Genomic DNA, 13,984 nt, shown 5'->3' on the forward strand with positions numbered 1-13,984 from the left:
GAGTCGTCATGGCCGAGGCATACATCGTCGAAGCGGTCCGTACGCCCGTGGGGCGCCGCGGAGGAGGCCTGAGCGCCGTCCACCCCGCCGACCTCGGTGCGCACGTCCTCAGGGCGCTCGTCGAGCGGTCCGGCGTGGACCCGGCCGCCGTCGAGGACGTCGTCCTCGGCTGCCTGGACACTGTGGGACCACAGGCCGGGGACATCGCCCGCACCTGCTGGCTGGCGGCCGGACTCCCCGAAGAGGTACCGGGCGTCACCGTCGACCGGCAGTGCGGCTCCTCCCAGCAGGCCGTGCACTTCGCGGCCCAGGCGGTCCTGTCCGGCACCCAGGACCTGGTGGTCGCGGGCGGCGTCCAGAACATGAGCCTGATCCCCATCGCCTTCGCCTCCCGCCGGGCCGCCGAGCCCCTCGGCCTCACCGACGGCCCCTTCGCCGGCAGCGAGGGCTGGCGGGCACGGTACGGCGACCGGCCCGTCAACCAGTTCCACGGCGCCGAACTCATCGCCGCCAAGTGGGGCATCAGCCGCCGCGACCAGGAGGAGTTCGCGCTCCGCTCCCACGAGCGGGCCCTGCGCGCCCTCGACGAGGGCCGCTTCACGCGCGAGACCGTCCCCTACGGTGAGGTCACGGCCGACGAGGGCCCGCGCCGGGACACCTCACTGGAGAGGATGGCCGCCCTGGCACCGGTCGTCGAGGGCGGCACCATCACCGCCGCCTGCTCCTCCCAGGTCTCCGACGGCGCCGCCGCGATGCTGCTCGCCTCCGAGCGGGCGGTACGCGAACACGGTCTGACCCCGCGGGCCCGCGTCCACCACCTCTCCGCGCGGGGCGAGGACCCGATCCGTATGCTGTCCGCGCCCATCCCGGCCACCGCCTACGCCCTGAAGAAGACCGGCATGTCCCTCGGGGACATCGACCTCGTCGAGATCAACGAGGCTTTCGCCCCGGTCGTCCTCGCCTGGCTGAAGGAGACCGGCGCCGATCCCGGGAAGGTCAACGTCAACGGCGGCGCGATCGCCCTCGGCCACCCGCTCGGCGCCACCGGCGTGAAGCTGATGACGACGCTTCTGCACGAACTGGAGCGCACGGGCGGCCGGTTCGGCCTGCAGACCATGTGCGAGGGCGGCGGCCAGGCGAACGTGACGATCATCGAACGCCTCTGACCGCGCTCCCGGCGAGGGACCGGGCGGCAGCGCCTCCGGCGTCCGCGGCGTCGTTCATGTCCCGGCCGCGCTCGCGACACGACTGGGCGGGTGGACGCCGGCGAAGGCATGGAGCCGGCCGGGCGCGGGCCTCACGGACGCTCAGCGTCTCGGTCATCCGCCGGGCGTGCACCGGAGTGTGCACGCCCGGCGGGCGCGGAAAGCCCCTGGAGGTCCGGGAGGCCGTGGAGGTCCTGCGGCCCCTGAAGCCCCTGGAGCCCCTGAAGCCCCTGAAGAACCGCCTCCGCTTGCGACATCAGGCCCCCGACCAGCTCCGCGCACGACGGCAGATCCTCGATCACCCCCGCGACCTGCCCCGACGCCATCACCCCGAGATCCGTACGCCCGTCCACCAGCGCCGCCTTGAGGAGCATCGGCGTGTTCGCGGCGAGCAGCACCTGGCTCCAGGTCAGGTCCCTGCCGTGCCTCATGGCCTGGCCGTCACGGACCATCCGGGGCCAGGAGAGACCGGACACCCGCCGGAAGGCCGCCGCCCGGCGCACCGCCCGGACGAGCGCCCGCGCACGGCCGTCCCGCTCCAGGGAGCCGACGAACTCCGTACGCAGCATGCGGTGCGGCAGTCCGTCGACGGCCCTGGTGACCGTGACGTCCCCGACCGCCGCCGCCAGATACGCCGCTTTCACCGCGTCCGGGACGGTCGAGTCGGAGGTGAGCAGGAAACGCGTCCCCATCGCGATGCCCGCCGCGCCATAGGCCAGCGCCGCGACCAGCCCCCGCCCGTCGTGGAAACCACCCGCCGCCACCACCGGGATGTCCACGGCGTCCACCACCTGCGGCAGCAGGACCGTCGTCGCCACCTCGCCGGTGTGTCCGCCGCCCTCGCCGCCCTGCACGATCACCGCGTCCGCGCCCCACGCGGCCACCTTCTCCGCGTGCCGGCGCGCCCCGACGGAGGGCACGACGACCACCCCCGCCTCCTTCAGCTCGGCGATCAGCTCACGGGAGGGCGCGAGGGCGAACGACGCGACCCGCACCCCCTCCTCGACGATGATCCGCACCCGCTCGCCCGCGTCCCCCGCGTCGGCCCGCAGATTCACCCCGAACGGCGCGTCCGTACGGGACTTGACCTCCCGCACCGCGTCCCGCAGGTGGTCGAGGGTCATCGTCGCCGAGGCCAGGACGCCCAGCGCGCCCGCGTTCGCCGTGGCGGAGACCAGCCGGGGCCCCGCGACCCACCCCATGCCGGTCTGCACGACCGGGTGACGGACGCCGACGAGACGGGTGAGCGCGGTCTCCATCAGCGCCCGGCCTCCCCGGTGCGCGGGGCCGGCCCGGCGACCTCGCGGTCCCGGGCACCGCCCGGATCGATCACCGCACGGATCAGCTCCAGCTCCAGCGGAGTCGGTTCGCGGGTGTACGGCACCTCGGCGGGCACGGACAGCTCGAAGCCCGTGGCCTCCCGCACCTCCTCCACGGTGACGCCCGGATGCAGTGAGGCCAGGCGCATCGAGTGGTCGGCCGTGGCGAAGTCGAACACGCCGAGGTCGCTCACCACACGCGGGATGCGGTGGAAGCGGGTGGCGCTCGGGCCGGCGGCGGCCGCCCGGTCGTACCCCACCCCGCACACCATGTCGACCTGCGCGACGAAGACCCGCCGGGAGTGCTTCGGTATCCAGTAACTGGTCGGGTTGTTAAGGGTGTTGACCGGCGCCCCGCGCACGCCGAGCAGCTGGCGCCGCGGCCGGGCCCAGTCCCCGACGCAGGAGATGTTCTGGTTGCCGAAGCGGTCGATCTGGCTCGCGCCCATCATCACGTGCCGGCGTCCTCCGGTCACCGCGGTGAGATGCCGGCGGTACGGCAGCCAGCCCTCGGGGGTGCCGTCGAGGCCGACCAGCAGGGCTTCGCCGTCGGTCATCAGCAGGTCGGGGGAGAAGGTGCGCCGGGCGAGGCGGGCGCCGATGGACGGGATCGTGCCCATGGGGCTGGCGAGCACCTCGCCGTCGTCCCGCCATGCCTCGGCGCAGGCGATCACGCAGTATTCGGCGCGGGTGACCGCGGGGACCGGGCTCATCGCCGCTCCTTGTGCCAGGTCCGCACGGCGGACTGGTACGCGTCTTCGTCACCGGCGAGGAATCGCTCGGCGAACCGGTCGTACGGTGTGGTGGCGTACAGCTTCTGGAATGGTTCGTCGCGCGCGTAATCGGGGGCGCAGGAGGTGAAGTGCGCGCCGTGCGGCGTCTCGACGACACCCGTCACGCTCGACCGGTTCAGCAGCAGCGTCTGCGGCGCGGCCTCCTTGCTGAGCGCGGCGGTGCCGAGGTGGTCGACGAGCTGTTCGCAGGAGACGTACGCCGTGTCGGCCGCCTCGCAGAACAGGTCGTCGAAGTACGGGTCCGGGCCCAGGTACTGGCCGTTGCCCGCGCGGTCCGCGCGGTTCATGTGGACCAGGGCCGCGTCCAGGCGGAGGGCTGGCATGGCGACGAACGTCTCCCCGTCCTCGTACGGGGAAGTGACGGTCCGCAGGCCGGGGTTGACCCGCATCACGTCCGAGCCGATCCCCGCGCGCACCGGGAGGAAGGGGAGCCGGTTCGCGGCGGCGTGCAGGCCCCACATGAACATCGCCTCGTCGACCTCGGTCAGCTCGAACGCGCCGTTCTCGCGTGCCGCGCGGTAGTGCGGTTCGAGCGGGATGGAGTCGAGGGTGGTGAAGGCGGTGACCAGCTTGCGGATCCGTCCGGCGGCGGCGAGCAGCCCGACGTCCGGGCCGCCGTACGACACGACGGTGAGATCGGAGATCCCGGTCCGAAGCAGCGCTCTGACCAGGGCCATCGGCTTGCGGCGCGAACCCCAGCCGCCGATGCCCAGCGTCATCCCGCTCTCAAGGCGGGCGACGGCCTCGTCCGCCGACATGGTCTTGTCACTCACTGTCAGGCCTCCTGCTCCCCGTGGCCGCCTCCGCGGCCTGTCGGCCGAACGTGTCGCGGACGCGGTCGGCCACTCCGCTGAGGTTCGCCTCGAAGGTGAAGCCCTGTTCGAAGCGGTAGCTGCGGCGTACGTCCACGGGGTCGATGCCGTTGAGGGCGGCTTTGGCGAGCCTGATCAACTCGCCGTCCTTCGCGGCGATCTCGCGTGCCAGCTCCAGGGCGGCGTCCCGGAGCTCCTCGCGCCGTACGACCTTCCACACCGAGCCGTGCGCGTGCAGCTCGGCCGCGGTCGCCGTGCGCGCGGTGTAGTAGAGCGCGCGCATCAGGTGCCCCGGGACCAGACGGGCCAGGTGGGTGGCCGCGCCGAGGGCGCCGCGGTCCAGCTCGGGCAGCCCGAAGGTGGCGTCCTCGCTCGCCACGATCGCGTCCGCGTTCCCCACCAGTCCGATCCCGCCGCCCAGACAGAATCCGTGGACCGCCGCGACGACCGGCACCTCGCACTCGTAGACCGCGGCGAATGCCTCGAAGCAGCCGCGGTTCGCCCCGACGAGTGCGTGGTGGCCCCCGGTCTCCCGGGCCTCCCGCTGCATCTCCTTGATGTCCACGCCCGCGTTGAAACCGCGCCCGGCGGCCGTCAGCACGACACACCGTGTTCCCGGGTCGCGGCCCGCGGCGCGCACGGCGTCGGCGAGGTCGAACCAGCCGCGCGCCGGCAGCGCGTTCACCGGCGGGAAGTCGACCGTGACGACGGAGATCCGTTTTTCCGGGGACGAGGTGGAGACACCCATGGACGCATCAGCTACCTTCCCACCAAACGTTTGTTAGGTGCAGTCTCGAAGCTAGCAGCGAATGCATCCGCGCGGGAGGCCCTGTGGACAACGTGGAAAGCACGGACGGCACGGACGGCACGGACGGCTCGGACGGCTCGGACGGCTCGGACGGTATGGACGGCTCGGACGGCATGGGTCTCGGCGGGCGGACCGTCGTCGTCACCGGCGGGACCCGCGGGGTCGGGGCCGGGATCGCGCGGGCCTTCGTCAAGGCGGGCGCGAAGGTGCTGATCTGCGCCCGCAGACCCCCCGAAGCGCCCGTCGCCGGGACGGAGTTCGTCCCGGTCGACCTGTGCGACCCGTCCGCCGTGCACACCTTCTTCGACGCGCTGCCCCGGCTCGACGTACTGGTCAACAACGCCGGCGGCGCCCCGTACCGCCCCCTGGCCGAGGCCGGCGCCGAGCGGCACGCGCGCGTCATCGAGCTCAACCTCGTCGCGCCGCTGACCGCCTCGCTCGCCGCGTACGCGCACCTCAGGCGGGCCGGGGGATCGATCGTGATGATCGGCAGTGTGAGCGGGACGCGCCCGTCACCGGGTTCGGCGGCGTACGGGGCGGCCAAGGCGGGCCTGGAGAACCTGGCCCGTTCGATGGCCGTCGAGTGGGCCCCCGACATCAGGGTCAACACCCTCGTCGTCGGCATGGTCCGCACCGAGCTGTCCCACCTCCACTACGGCGGCGAGCAGGGCGTCGCCGCCGTCTCCCGGACCGTCCCGCTCGGCCGTCTCGCCGACCCGTCCGATGTGGGCGGGGCCGCCGTCTTCCTCGCGTCGGACGCCGCCGCCTACATCAGCGGGGCCTCGCTCCTCGTCCACGGGGGAGGGGAACGGCCCGCCTTCCTCGACGCCGCGACCGCCAACAGGGCCGAACCGGCCGAACCGACCTACCAGGAGGACTGAGATGAGCGGACCGCTGCTGTGCCGGGAACGGGTCGTGATCGTCACCGGCGCGGGGCGCGGGCTCGGCCGGGCGCACGCGCTCGCGTACGCCGCCGAGGGCGCGCGGATCGTCGTGAACGACCTCGGGGTCGGGCTGGACGGCTCGCCGGGTGCGGACGGCCCGGCCGCGCGGGTCGTGGCGGAGATCCGCGCGGCGGGCGGCGAAGCGGTGGCCCACGTGGGCGACGTCGCCACCACCAAGGGTGCCGCGTCCCTGGTGCGCACCGCCCTGGAGACGTACGGACGCCTCGACACCCTCGTCAACAACGCGGGCTTCCTGCGCGACCGGATGCTCGTCAACCTGGACGAGGAGGACTGGGACGCCGTCCTGCGCGTCCACCTCAAGGGCCACTTCCTGCCCCTGAAGCACGCGGCGGCGCACTGGCGGGCGGAGGCGAAGGCGGGGCGGACGCCGCGGGCCCGGGTCGTCCACACGAGCAGTGGGGCGGGGCTGCTGGGCTCGCTCGGGCAGGGCAACTACAGCGCCGCCAAGGCCGGGATCATCGGGCTGACCCTGGTCGCCGCCGCCGAGTTGGGGCGTTACGGCGTCCAGGTCAACGCGATCGCGCCCGCGGCCCGCACCCGGATGACCGAACACGCCTTCGCCCAGGCGATGGCCGCACCGGACGCCGGTTCCTTCGACGCGATGGCGCCCGAGAACGTGTCGCCGCTGGTCGTGTGGCTGGGGGCGGACGCCAGCGCGGGCGTCACCGGACGCGTCTTCGAGACCGAGGGGGGCCGCATCACCGTCATGGAGGGCTGGCGGCCGGGGCCGGGCGCGGACAGCGGAGCCCGCCGGAGCCCCTCCGAGGCCGGTGACACGGCCCTGGAACTCCTGGCGCGCGCGGAGGAGCCCGGCGCGGTGTACGGAGCGGGCGGCGCGGCGGGGGAGTCGGCGGGAGGCCGCTGACGCCCCGGTCCCGCCGGCTCGCACGGGCCGCGTTCGCCGGCCTGCGCGCCGCCGGTCTCAACCCCTGGGTGGAGGCCGGAAACCCACCCGTGCTCAACCCGGTGGTTGAGGACGCGCGGCGCCGCGAACGGCAGTCTCGAAGGCATGACGACGACCGACTACATCATCTCCGCGGCTCTCATCCTCCTCGTGATCCCGCAGATCCGCGGCACCCGAGTGACGTTGCTCCACACGCTGTTGCCGCTGGCCGCCGTCGCCGCCGCGGCCGCGTACTACCTCAAGTCCTTCCCGACCGAGGGGCACGACATCCGCCTCGACGCCGTCACCGTCGCCGCCGGCGCGGCCCTGGGTCTCGCCTGTGGCGCGGCCACCCGGCTCGGCCGGGCGGCCGACGGGGTCGCGATCGCCAGAGCCGGGGCGCTCGCCGCGCTCCTGTGGATCGTCGGCATGGCCGCCCGCGCCGGATTCGAGTTCTGGGCCACCCACGGCGGTGCGGGCAGTGTCGCGCGGTTCAGCCGCGACAACCTGATCACCGGGGCCGACGCGTGGACCGCCGCACTGCTTCTGATGGCTCTGTCCCAGGTCGTGTGCCGGCTCGCCGTGGTGCGTGTCAGAGCGCGCCGGGTCACCGCCCCCGCAGCGATACCCGCCGGGGCCTGAGCCCGCCGGCCCCGCCCCGCCGCGCGGGGGGAGGACGGGCGGTTCGCGCGCGAGGACGGGCGATCGGGCGCGAGGACGGGCGATCGCGCGCGCGAGGACCGGCTGTCCCCGGCTTCCGGACGGTGGGCCGAGCCCCTGGCCGGGTCTCCCCGCCGGTCGGTTCCGCCCGCCGGCGCGTTCTCCCTGTCGGTCAGTTCTCCCCGCGCAGCACCGTCAGCGCGTGTGCCGCCCGTGCGCGGACCTCGGTGTCGTGGTCCTCGGCCAGGGTGCGGAGTTGTTCCATGCCCTCGGTGTGGCCGGCGGCCAGCAGTCCGGCCAGCGCGTCGGCGACCGCCGCGCGCACGGCGGCCTCCGGGTGTTCCGCGTGGCGCAGGACTTCGGGGAGCGCGGCCGGGTCCGCGCGGCGGCCCAGAGCGGCGACGGCGGCTCGCGCGACCACGGGATGCCCGGTCTCGCGGGCGAGTTCACGCAGTACCTGCCTGCTTCGAGGCGCGCGGGACCGGCCCAGCACATCGGCGCCGAAGGCCTGCCGGAGCGGATCGGCGCCGCGGCACCACAGCACCGCCGCGCGGAACGTGTCCTCGTCGCCGCGCAGGCCGAGAGCCTTAGCCGCCTCGGTCCAGTCGTCGTCGGCGGGGTCGGCGCGGCGCAGGGCGCGGGCGGCGAGTTCCGGGGCGGGGGCGGCGATGCCGAGGGATGTCTCCAGGAGGGTGGCGATGGCGGCGTGACCGGTCTGCTGGTCGTTGCCGGACACGGGGTGCCCGGCGGGGTCGAGGAGTTGCACCTCGACGGTGATACCGCCGTCCTCCGGGTAGCGGTGGACGGCCGACGGGTGGCCGGGACCGTAGGTCCGCTCCAGGCCCGCGCGGAGTGCGGCCTCCACGTCGACGGCCAGCCAGCGATGCGCCTCGGCGAGCGCGGCGGACCGCTCCCGCGCTCCGCGCTGGAGGAGGGCGCGGACACAGCCGGGAGAGCCGCGCCGGGCGGCCGCCACGATCGGGGGCTCACCCGTCGGTCCCGGCCGGTCGGGGTCCGCGCCGGCCGCGAGCAGTTCCGTCACCACCGCGGCCCGGCCCTGCTGCACCGCCCAGGTCAGCGCCGTGAATCCGAACCCCTCCACACGGTCGGGACCCGCGCCCGCCGCGAGCAGGGCCCGTACGACCTCCGTGTGGCCGCCGCAGGCCGCCCCGCACAGCGGGGCGTCCGTGCCCTGGCTGAGCCGGTCCGGGTCGGCGCCCGCGGTCAGCAACAACCGTACGACGTCCGGCCGGTCGCTGACCGCGGCCAGATACAGCGCCGTCCCGCCCTCCGCGTCCGCCGACTCCGGGCTCGCGCCGGAGCGCAGCAGCCGCACCACCGCGTCCTCGTCACCCTCGTACACAGCGGTGAGGAGACGCGCCGCGGGGTCGTTCGTGCTCATCCTTCGACCCTCGCTCCTGAAGGAGGCGCGAGGCAAAGCCTTTCGGGGTGTTCTGACTCACCCCGCGGCTACCGCACGCTCCGTGCGCCGTGGCATCGCCCCGGGGCGTGCCGGGCGTCGCGAGGCAGGCGGGACTGTCGCGACACGCCTAGGTGTCGCACTCCAGCACCGTGCCGCACAGCGTGCAGCGCGCCCGTACCCGGCCGCGTACGGGCACTCTGATCCGCTGGTGGCAGGTCGGACAGGGGAAGGAGACGCGCAGCGGGCCGTGGCCGTCCGGGGTGAACGCGTAGGGGACCGCGGGGTGCGGGCCGGGGCCTGGGTGGTCCTGGGCGTGGCGCCGGTCCTTCGCGTAGCGGCGGCGGCCCGCCCAGCCGGCCGCGGTCAGCGGGGGCTGCTGCTCGTCGCCGCGGGCCTTCGCCATGCCCTTCGTGTACGCGGTGTAGGCCTGCGGACTGGTGAACCAGACGGAGGGGTCCTCGCCGAAGACCAGGGCGCGTTTGGCGAGGACGTAGCCGAACTCCTCGGGGGTGAGATAGCCGAGCTTCTGCGAGGAGGCCGCGTCCTCGCGGTAGGCGTCGAGCAGCAGCCAGCCCGCCCCGAGATACGTCGCGGCGGTGTCCGTGAGGATCTCGTTGTCACGGGTGCCGGGGAAGGAGAGGTCCAGGCGGTGCAGATAGACATGCATCACCTCGTGGGCGAGGGCGGCGCCGATGTCCCTGCGATGGGTGCGGAAGCGGTCGTTGAGTTCGACGAAGTACTCCGGGCCCGCCGTGAGTTCGACGTTCGCCGCATGGGTCATCTCACGGAAGCCGATGATCATCCGGGCGTCCGGCAGACGGTAGTGGCGCACCATCTCGCGGGCCACCCGCTGCGCTCCCAGGTACAGGTCGTCGATGTCGCCGAAGGCCACGTCGACGGGGGCCACGCTGGTCGCGAAGGTGTGGATGGTGTCGTACGAGAGCCGTCTGTAGAGCGCGGTGATCGAGGCCCGCACCGTGTCCAGGTGCGGGAAGCCGTGCTCGACGGGTCCGCCGTTCGCCACGTCCGCACCCCCTGAAGACGCCGCCGTCCGCACTCCACTCTAGGCCGGGTTCCGCCGAGCGGCCGGACGAGTGCGTGCGCCCGCGGGGATGCGACGGCGTGCGCCGGGGAGCGGCTGGCCGAAACGCGGTTCTTGCCGGGGCGCTCCGGCGTCTCAATAATGCGCAAAGGATTGGCGGGTGCATGTCATTTCTCTGGCCTGTCGTGCTGCGCGCCGTGCCGTTCACCGCACGGCTCCCGCCGCGTCGACACGCCGCAGGACGCTCGGTTCGTGCCACCGCCACCCTCGACCCCCCACGAGAGGAAGCACGTTGAAGTCTCCGAAGAAGTCCACGGGCCTCAGAAGACTCCTCGCCCTCGGCGCCGTCGCCCTCGCCGCCGTCTCGCTCCAGCCCGTCTCCGCCCAGGCCGCGCCCGCGCCCGTCGTCGGCGGAACCCGTGCCGCGCAGGGGGAGTTCCCCTTCATGGTCCGGCTCTCCATGGGCTGCGGCGGCGCCCTCTACACCCAGCAGATCGTGCTGACCGCCGCGCACTGTGTGAACGGCTCCGGCACCAACACCTCCATCACCGCCACCGCCGGCGTCGTCGACCTGCAGAGCACCAGCGCGATCAAGGTCAAGTCGACGAAGGTACTCCAGGCACCCGGCTACAACGGCAAGGGCAAGGACTGGGCCCTCATCAAGCTCGCCACGCCCATCCAGCAGCCCACCCTGAAGATCGCCACCACCACCGCCTACAACAACGGGAACTTCACCGTCGCCGGCTGGGGCGCCACCCGCGAGGGCGGCGCCCAGCAGCGCTACCTCCTCAAGGCCACCGTGCCCTTCGTCAGCGACGCCGTCTGCCGGCAGGCGTACGGCAGCGACCTCGTGCCCGGTGACGAGATCTGCGCCGGGTTCGTCCAGCAGGGCGGGGTCGACACCTGCCAGGGCGACTCCGGCGGACCGATGTTCCGCAAGGACGACTCCGGCGCGTTCGTCCAGGTCGGGATCGTCAGCTGGGGCCAGGGCTGCGCCGAGCCCGGATACCCCGGCGTCTACAGCGAGGTCTCGACCTTCGCGGCTGCCATAGCCAGGGCGGCGTCCACCCTGTAGGGGCCCGGTCGCCGTCATGACACGGCGCGGGCGCCCGCGACCCACTCGCGGGTGCCCGCGCCGTGCTCGCGGGAGCGCACACCCCCGCACGGTCTAGCCCCGGCCCCGCGACCCGGGCGGAGCATCGTGCGCCCCGATCGGAGCCGGGCCGCGCAGAACCGGCGGCACCGGCCCGGCCGACTCCCCGCCCGACTCCTGGAACTCCAGGACCCACACCTCGTTGACCCCCTCGCGCAGCACCGGTCCGGGCACGTACAGCGACCGCTGCGGGCCCGCCGACCAGTAGCGGCCGAGATTGAACCCGTTGATCCACACGAACCCCCGCGTCCAGCCCGGAAGATCGAGGAAGGCGTCCCCGGCGCCGCGCACCTCCACCGTGCCGCGGTACAGACCCCGGGCACCCTCCGCGGGCAGCGCCGCGAACGGCACCCCGTCGACGCCGTCGTCGAACGCGTCGAGACGCAGTCCCCGAGCCCGCACCCCGTGCAGATACTGCCGCTCGTGCAGCACACCCCCGGTGATGCCCTTCGGCTCGCCCGAACGCGGCCCGTAGTTGACCCTGCCCAGCGACTCCACCCACATCTCCACCCGCGCGTCCCCCGCGACGGGCTCGCCGAGCCGGCAGTCGTCCTCGGTCAGCACCCCGGCCGCCACTCCGTCGACGAACACCACCGCCAGATCCCGCAGCCCGCGCAGCAGCAGCGGATACGGTCCCCGGGGCCCCGGCACGGTCAGCTCGTACCTGACCAGGCCCCGGTCCACGTCCACTTCCTCGAAGGTGGGAGGCACGGCGTACTCGGCCTCCGGACCGCCCAGCGCCTCCAGCACCGCATCCGGCGCAGCCCACTCCCGCAGATCCACGACCGCGGACGCGCCCAACGGCGCCGGGGCCGGCGGCAGCTCCGGCAGCGGCCCCTGCGCGTACCCGGCCAGGATCTCCCGGAAGCGCCAGAACTTCTCCGTGGGCCGACCGAGTTCGTCGAGGGGAGCGTCGTAGTCGTACGAGGTGACATCCGGCTCCAGCAGGCCCTCGTGGAGCGCTCCACCGCCCCGGTTCGCACCCGCCCAGCCCGCGAAGTTCGTCCCCCCGTGCGCCATGTAGAGATTGACCGACGCCCCGCACTCCAGGATCTCGCGCAGCGCGTCCGCCGCGTCCCCCGGATCCCGTACGACGTGCTCACCGCCCCAGTGGTCGAACCAGCCGCACCAGAACTCCATGCACATCAGGGGGCCTTCCGAGCGGTGCCGGCGCAGCACCTCGAACGCCTCACGGGCACGGGAGCCGAAATTGACCGTCGCGAGGACACCGGGAACGGAGCCGCCACTGAGCATGTGGTCCTCGGGACCGTCCGAGGTGAACAGCGGGACGCTCACCCCCTCGGCACGCAGCACGTCGGCCAGACGCCGCAGATACACCTGGTCGGATCCGTAACTGCCGTACTCGTTCTCGACCTGCACCATCAGCACGGGGCCACCCCGGTCGATCTGCCGGGGCACGATCTCGTGCATCAGATGGTGGAACCAGCGCTCCACGTCCCGCAGGTACTCCTCGTCCCTGGTGCGCGGCCGTCCCGTCAGCCAGTGCGGCAGCCCGCCGTTCTCCCACTCCGCACAGATGTAGGGGCCGGGCCGCACGATCGCCCACAGCCCCGCCTCCCGCGCCGCGTCCAGGAACCGGCCCAGCGCCTGCACGTCACGGAACACGCCCGGCCGCGGTTCGTGCAGATTCCACGGGACGTACGTCTCCACACAGTTGAGGCCCATCGCCCGCAGCATCCCGAGCCGGTGCCCCCACTGCTCCTCACGCACCCGGAAGTAGTGCAGCGCGCCCGACAGCAGCCGCACCGGCCGTCCGTCCAGCAGAAAATCCGTGTCCCCCACCGTGAACTCGCTCATGGGCCCACCCTCACCCCCTGGCGGCGACGACGTCCATGGACAAAGATCACCTCTGCTTGGACCGAAGTCTCACCGAATGCGGACGGAATACGGACGGACTAGGCACCGGAGTCGGACCGAAGCCGCACCGGAGCCGGACCGAAGCCGCACCGAAACCGGACCGAAGCGCACCGAGGAACGACACCGGCCGCACCGGCGGGAGGACAGCGGATGCACCACACCTGGATGCGGTACCTCACCCCCGCCCCCGTCCACCACCGGCTCGGCCTCACCTGCCTCGGCGTCGGCCTCCAGCACGGCGAACTGCCCCCCGTCGGGCCACGCACCCTCGACCACCACGTCGCCGTCGTCGTCAGCGCCGGCGGCGGCTGGCTCCAGGACCCCCGTGGACACCGCCACACCATCACCGCGCCCGCCCTGCTCTGGCTCACCCCCGGCGTACCCCACCACTACGGACCCGACCCCAGCTGGGACGAGTGCTTCGTCGACTTCACCGGCCCCGCGACCACCGCCTACACCGAACTCGGCTACATCGAACCGGACCGCCCCGTCGTCCCCCTCTCCGACGCGACCGGAGCCCGCGCCACCGTCGCCCGCATCGCCCGCGCCGCCCACAGCGGCAACCCCCTGCTGGAGGCCGAGACCGGCGCCGCCGTCCACGAACTCCTCGTCGCGCTGCGCCGCGCCCGCGCCGACCTCACCCCCGACGGCGACCCCGTGCTGCACGCCCTCGCCCGGGACGCCTTCCAGCCACTGACCGTCGCCGAACACGCGGCCCGGCACGGCATGACCCCCGCCGAACTGCGCGGCGCCGTCCGCCGCGCCTCCGGCCGCAGCCCCAAGGACTACCTCCTCACCATCCGCCTCGGCCGCGCCAAGGAACTCCTCGCCGCCACCGAACTCCCCGTCGCCGCCGTGGCCAGACGCGTCGGCTACGACGACCCCGCCTACTTCTCCCGCCTGTTCACCCGCCGCGTCGGCACCGCTCCCGTCCGCTTCCGCGCACAACAGGGCCGCACCCCGCCCGGCACCCGCGACGACCGCGCCCCCGACCCCCACGATCCGCCCACGACCGAGCGCCCGCACGCCACGTAGGCTGGCC

The 13,984-nt window shown here is 73.6% G+C and carries 13 protein-coding genes; 6 read left to right on the top strand and 7 right to left on the bottom strand.

The annotated features are described in order from the left end of the window. The first annotated feature begins 8 nt into the window (after positions 1-8). The gene (locus tag ACFVTC_RS05490) at positions 9-1,166 is read left to right on the top strand and encodes an acetyl-CoA C-acetyltransferase (RefSeq protein ID WP_390124195.1); all 1,158 of its coding nucleotides are present in this window, start codon (positions 9-11) and stop codon (positions 1,164-1,166) included. Between the two features lie 131 nt (positions 1,167-1,297). Here ACFVTC_RS05490 and ACFVTC_RS05495 read toward each other — a convergent pair whose 3' ends face one another. From ACFVTC_RS05495 to ACFVTC_RS05510, 4 genes are read right to left on the bottom strand one after another with little or no spacing between them, the layout of a single operon-like run. Continuing rightward, the gene (locus tag ACFVTC_RS05495) at positions 1,298-2,464 is read right to left on the bottom strand and encodes an NAD(P)H-dependent flavin oxidoreductase (protein WP_390124197.1); all 1,167 of its coding nucleotides are present in this window, start codon (positions 2,462-2,464) and stop codon (positions 1,298-1,300) included. Next, entirely contained in the window at positions 2,464-3,237 is a 774-nt protein-coding gene (locus tag ACFVTC_RS05500) for a CoA-transferase subunit beta (protein WP_390124199.1), read from the bottom strand. The genes ACFVTC_RS05495 and ACFVTC_RS05500 overlap by 1 nt, the downstream gene beginning before the upstream one ends. Then, entirely contained in the window at positions 3,234-4,091 is an 858-nt protein-coding gene (locus ACFVTC_RS05505) for a CoA transferase subunit A (protein WP_390124201.1), read from the bottom strand. The genes ACFVTC_RS05500 and ACFVTC_RS05505 overlap by 4 nt, the downstream gene beginning before the upstream one ends. Beyond that, entirely contained in the window at positions 4,084-4,878 is a 795-nt protein-coding gene (locus ACFVTC_RS05510) for an enoyl-CoA hydratase family protein (RefSeq protein ID WP_390124203.1), read from the bottom strand. The genes ACFVTC_RS05505 and ACFVTC_RS05510 overlap by 8 nt, the downstream gene beginning before the upstream one ends. 173 nt (positions 4,879-5,051) lie before the next feature. Here ACFVTC_RS05510 and ACFVTC_RS05515 point away from each other — a divergent pair, with 173 nt between their 5' ends. The 3 genes from ACFVTC_RS05515 to ACFVTC_RS05525 all read left to right on the top strand — a co-directional run bounded on the left by ACFVTC_RS05515 (position 5,052) and on the right by ACFVTC_RS05525 (position 7,428). Beyond that, on the top strand, positions 5,052-5,819 hold the full coding sequence (locus tag ACFVTC_RS05515; protein WP_390124710.1) for an SDR family oxidoreductase: 768 nt from the start codon (positions 5,052-5,054) through the stop codon (positions 5,817-5,819). A gap of 1 nt (position 5,820) precedes the next feature. Beyond that, on the top strand, positions 5,821-6,768 hold the full coding sequence (locus ACFVTC_RS05520; protein ID WP_390124205.1) for an SDR family oxidoreductase: 948 nt from the start codon (positions 5,821-5,823) through the stop codon (positions 6,766-6,768). Between the two features lie 144 nt (positions 6,769-6,912). Further along, positions 6,913-7,428 (top strand): hypothetical protein, encoded by a 516-nt coding sequence (locus ACFVTC_RS05525; protein ID WP_390124207.1) that lies wholly within the window; start codon positions 6,913-6,915, stop codon positions 7,426-7,428. A 190-nt stretch (positions 7,429-7,618) separates the two neighbouring features. On the opposite strand, the gene ACFVTC_RS05530 is transcribed toward ACFVTC_RS05525, so the two are convergent. Beyond that, a complete protein-coding gene (locus ACFVTC_RS05530; protein ID WP_390124208.1) occupies positions 7,619-8,848 on the bottom strand; it encodes an ankyrin repeat domain-containing protein in 1,230 nt (409 codons plus the stop codon). Between the two features lie 148 nt (positions 8,849-8,996). Then, positions 8,997-9,893 carry a hypothetical protein gene (locus ACFVTC_RS05535; protein WP_390124210.1) on the bottom strand — a complete coding sequence of 299 codons (897 nt, stop codon included), beginning with the start codon at positions 9,891-9,893 and terminating at the stop codon, positions 8,997-8,999. Positions 9,894-10,203: 310 nt separating this feature from the next. Here ACFVTC_RS05535 and ACFVTC_RS05540 point away from each other — a divergent pair, with 310 nt between their 5' ends. Beyond that, the gene (locus ACFVTC_RS05540) at positions 10,204-10,986 is read left to right on the top strand and encodes a serine protease (protein ID WP_390124213.1); all 783 of its coding nucleotides are present in this window, start codon (positions 10,204-10,206) and stop codon (positions 10,984-10,986) included. A gap of 93 nt (positions 10,987-11,079) precedes the next feature. On the opposite strand, the gene ACFVTC_RS05545 is transcribed toward ACFVTC_RS05540, so the two are convergent. Then, positions 11,080-12,882 (bottom strand): beta-galactosidase family protein, encoded by a 1,803-nt coding sequence (locus tag ACFVTC_RS05545; protein WP_390124215.1) that lies wholly within the window; start codon positions 12,880-12,882, stop codon positions 11,080-11,082. A 210-nt stretch (positions 12,883-13,092) separates the two neighbouring features. Here ACFVTC_RS05545 and ACFVTC_RS05550 point away from each other — a divergent pair, with 210 nt between their 5' ends. Continuing rightward, positions 13,093-13,977, top strand: coding sequence for an AraC family transcriptional regulator (locus ACFVTC_RS05550; protein ID WP_390124217.1), 885 nt, complete (start codon positions 13,093-13,095; stop codon positions 13,975-13,977). The last annotated feature ends 7 nt before the right edge of the window (positions 13,978-13,984 follow it).

Source organism: Streptomyces sp. NPDC057950 (assembly GCF_042887295.1).
In the GTDB taxonomy this organism is placed as follows: Bacteria; Actinomycetota; Actinomycetes; order Streptomycetales; family Streptomycetaceae; genus Streptomyces; species Streptomyces kaempferi.

Coding starts and splice junctions, on each gene's coding strand:
- ACFVTC_RS05490 (WP_390124195.1), top strand. CDS start 9: ATGGCCGAGGCATACATCGTCGAAGCGGTCCGTACGCCCGTGGGGCGC.
- ACFVTC_RS05495 (WP_390124197.1), bottom strand. CDS start 2,464: ATGGAGACCGCGCTCACCCGTCTCGTCGGCGTCCGTCACCCGGTCGTG.
- ACFVTC_RS05500 (WP_390124199.1), bottom strand. CDS start 3,237: ATGAGCCCGGTCCCCGCGGTCACCCGCGCCGAATACTGCGTGATCGCC.
- ACFVTC_RS05510 (WP_390124203.1), bottom strand. CDS start 4,878: ATGGGTGTCTCCACCTCGTCCCCGGAAAAACGGATCTCCGTCGTCACG.
- ACFVTC_RS05515 (WP_390124710.1), top strand. CDS start 5,052: ATGGGTCTCGGCGGGCGGACCGTCGTCGTCACCGGCGGGACCCGCGGG.
- ACFVTC_RS05520 (WP_390124205.1), top strand. CDS start 5,821: ATGAGCGGACCGCTGCTGTGCCGGGAACGGGTCGTGATCGTCACCGGC.
- ACFVTC_RS05525 (WP_390124207.1), top strand. CDS start 6,913: ATGACGACGACCGACTACATCATCTCCGCGGCTCTCATCCTCCTCGTG.
- ACFVTC_RS05530 (WP_390124208.1), bottom strand. CDS start 8,848: ATGAGCACGAACGACCCCGCGGCGCGTCTCCTCACCGCTGTGTACGAG.
- ACFVTC_RS05545 (WP_390124215.1), bottom strand. CDS start 12,882: ATGAGCGAGTTCACGGTGGGGGACACGGATTTTCTGCTGGACGGACGG.
- ACFVTC_RS05550 (WP_390124217.1), top strand. CDS start 13,093: ATGCACCACACCTGGATGCGGTACCTCACCCCCGCCCCCGTCCACCAC.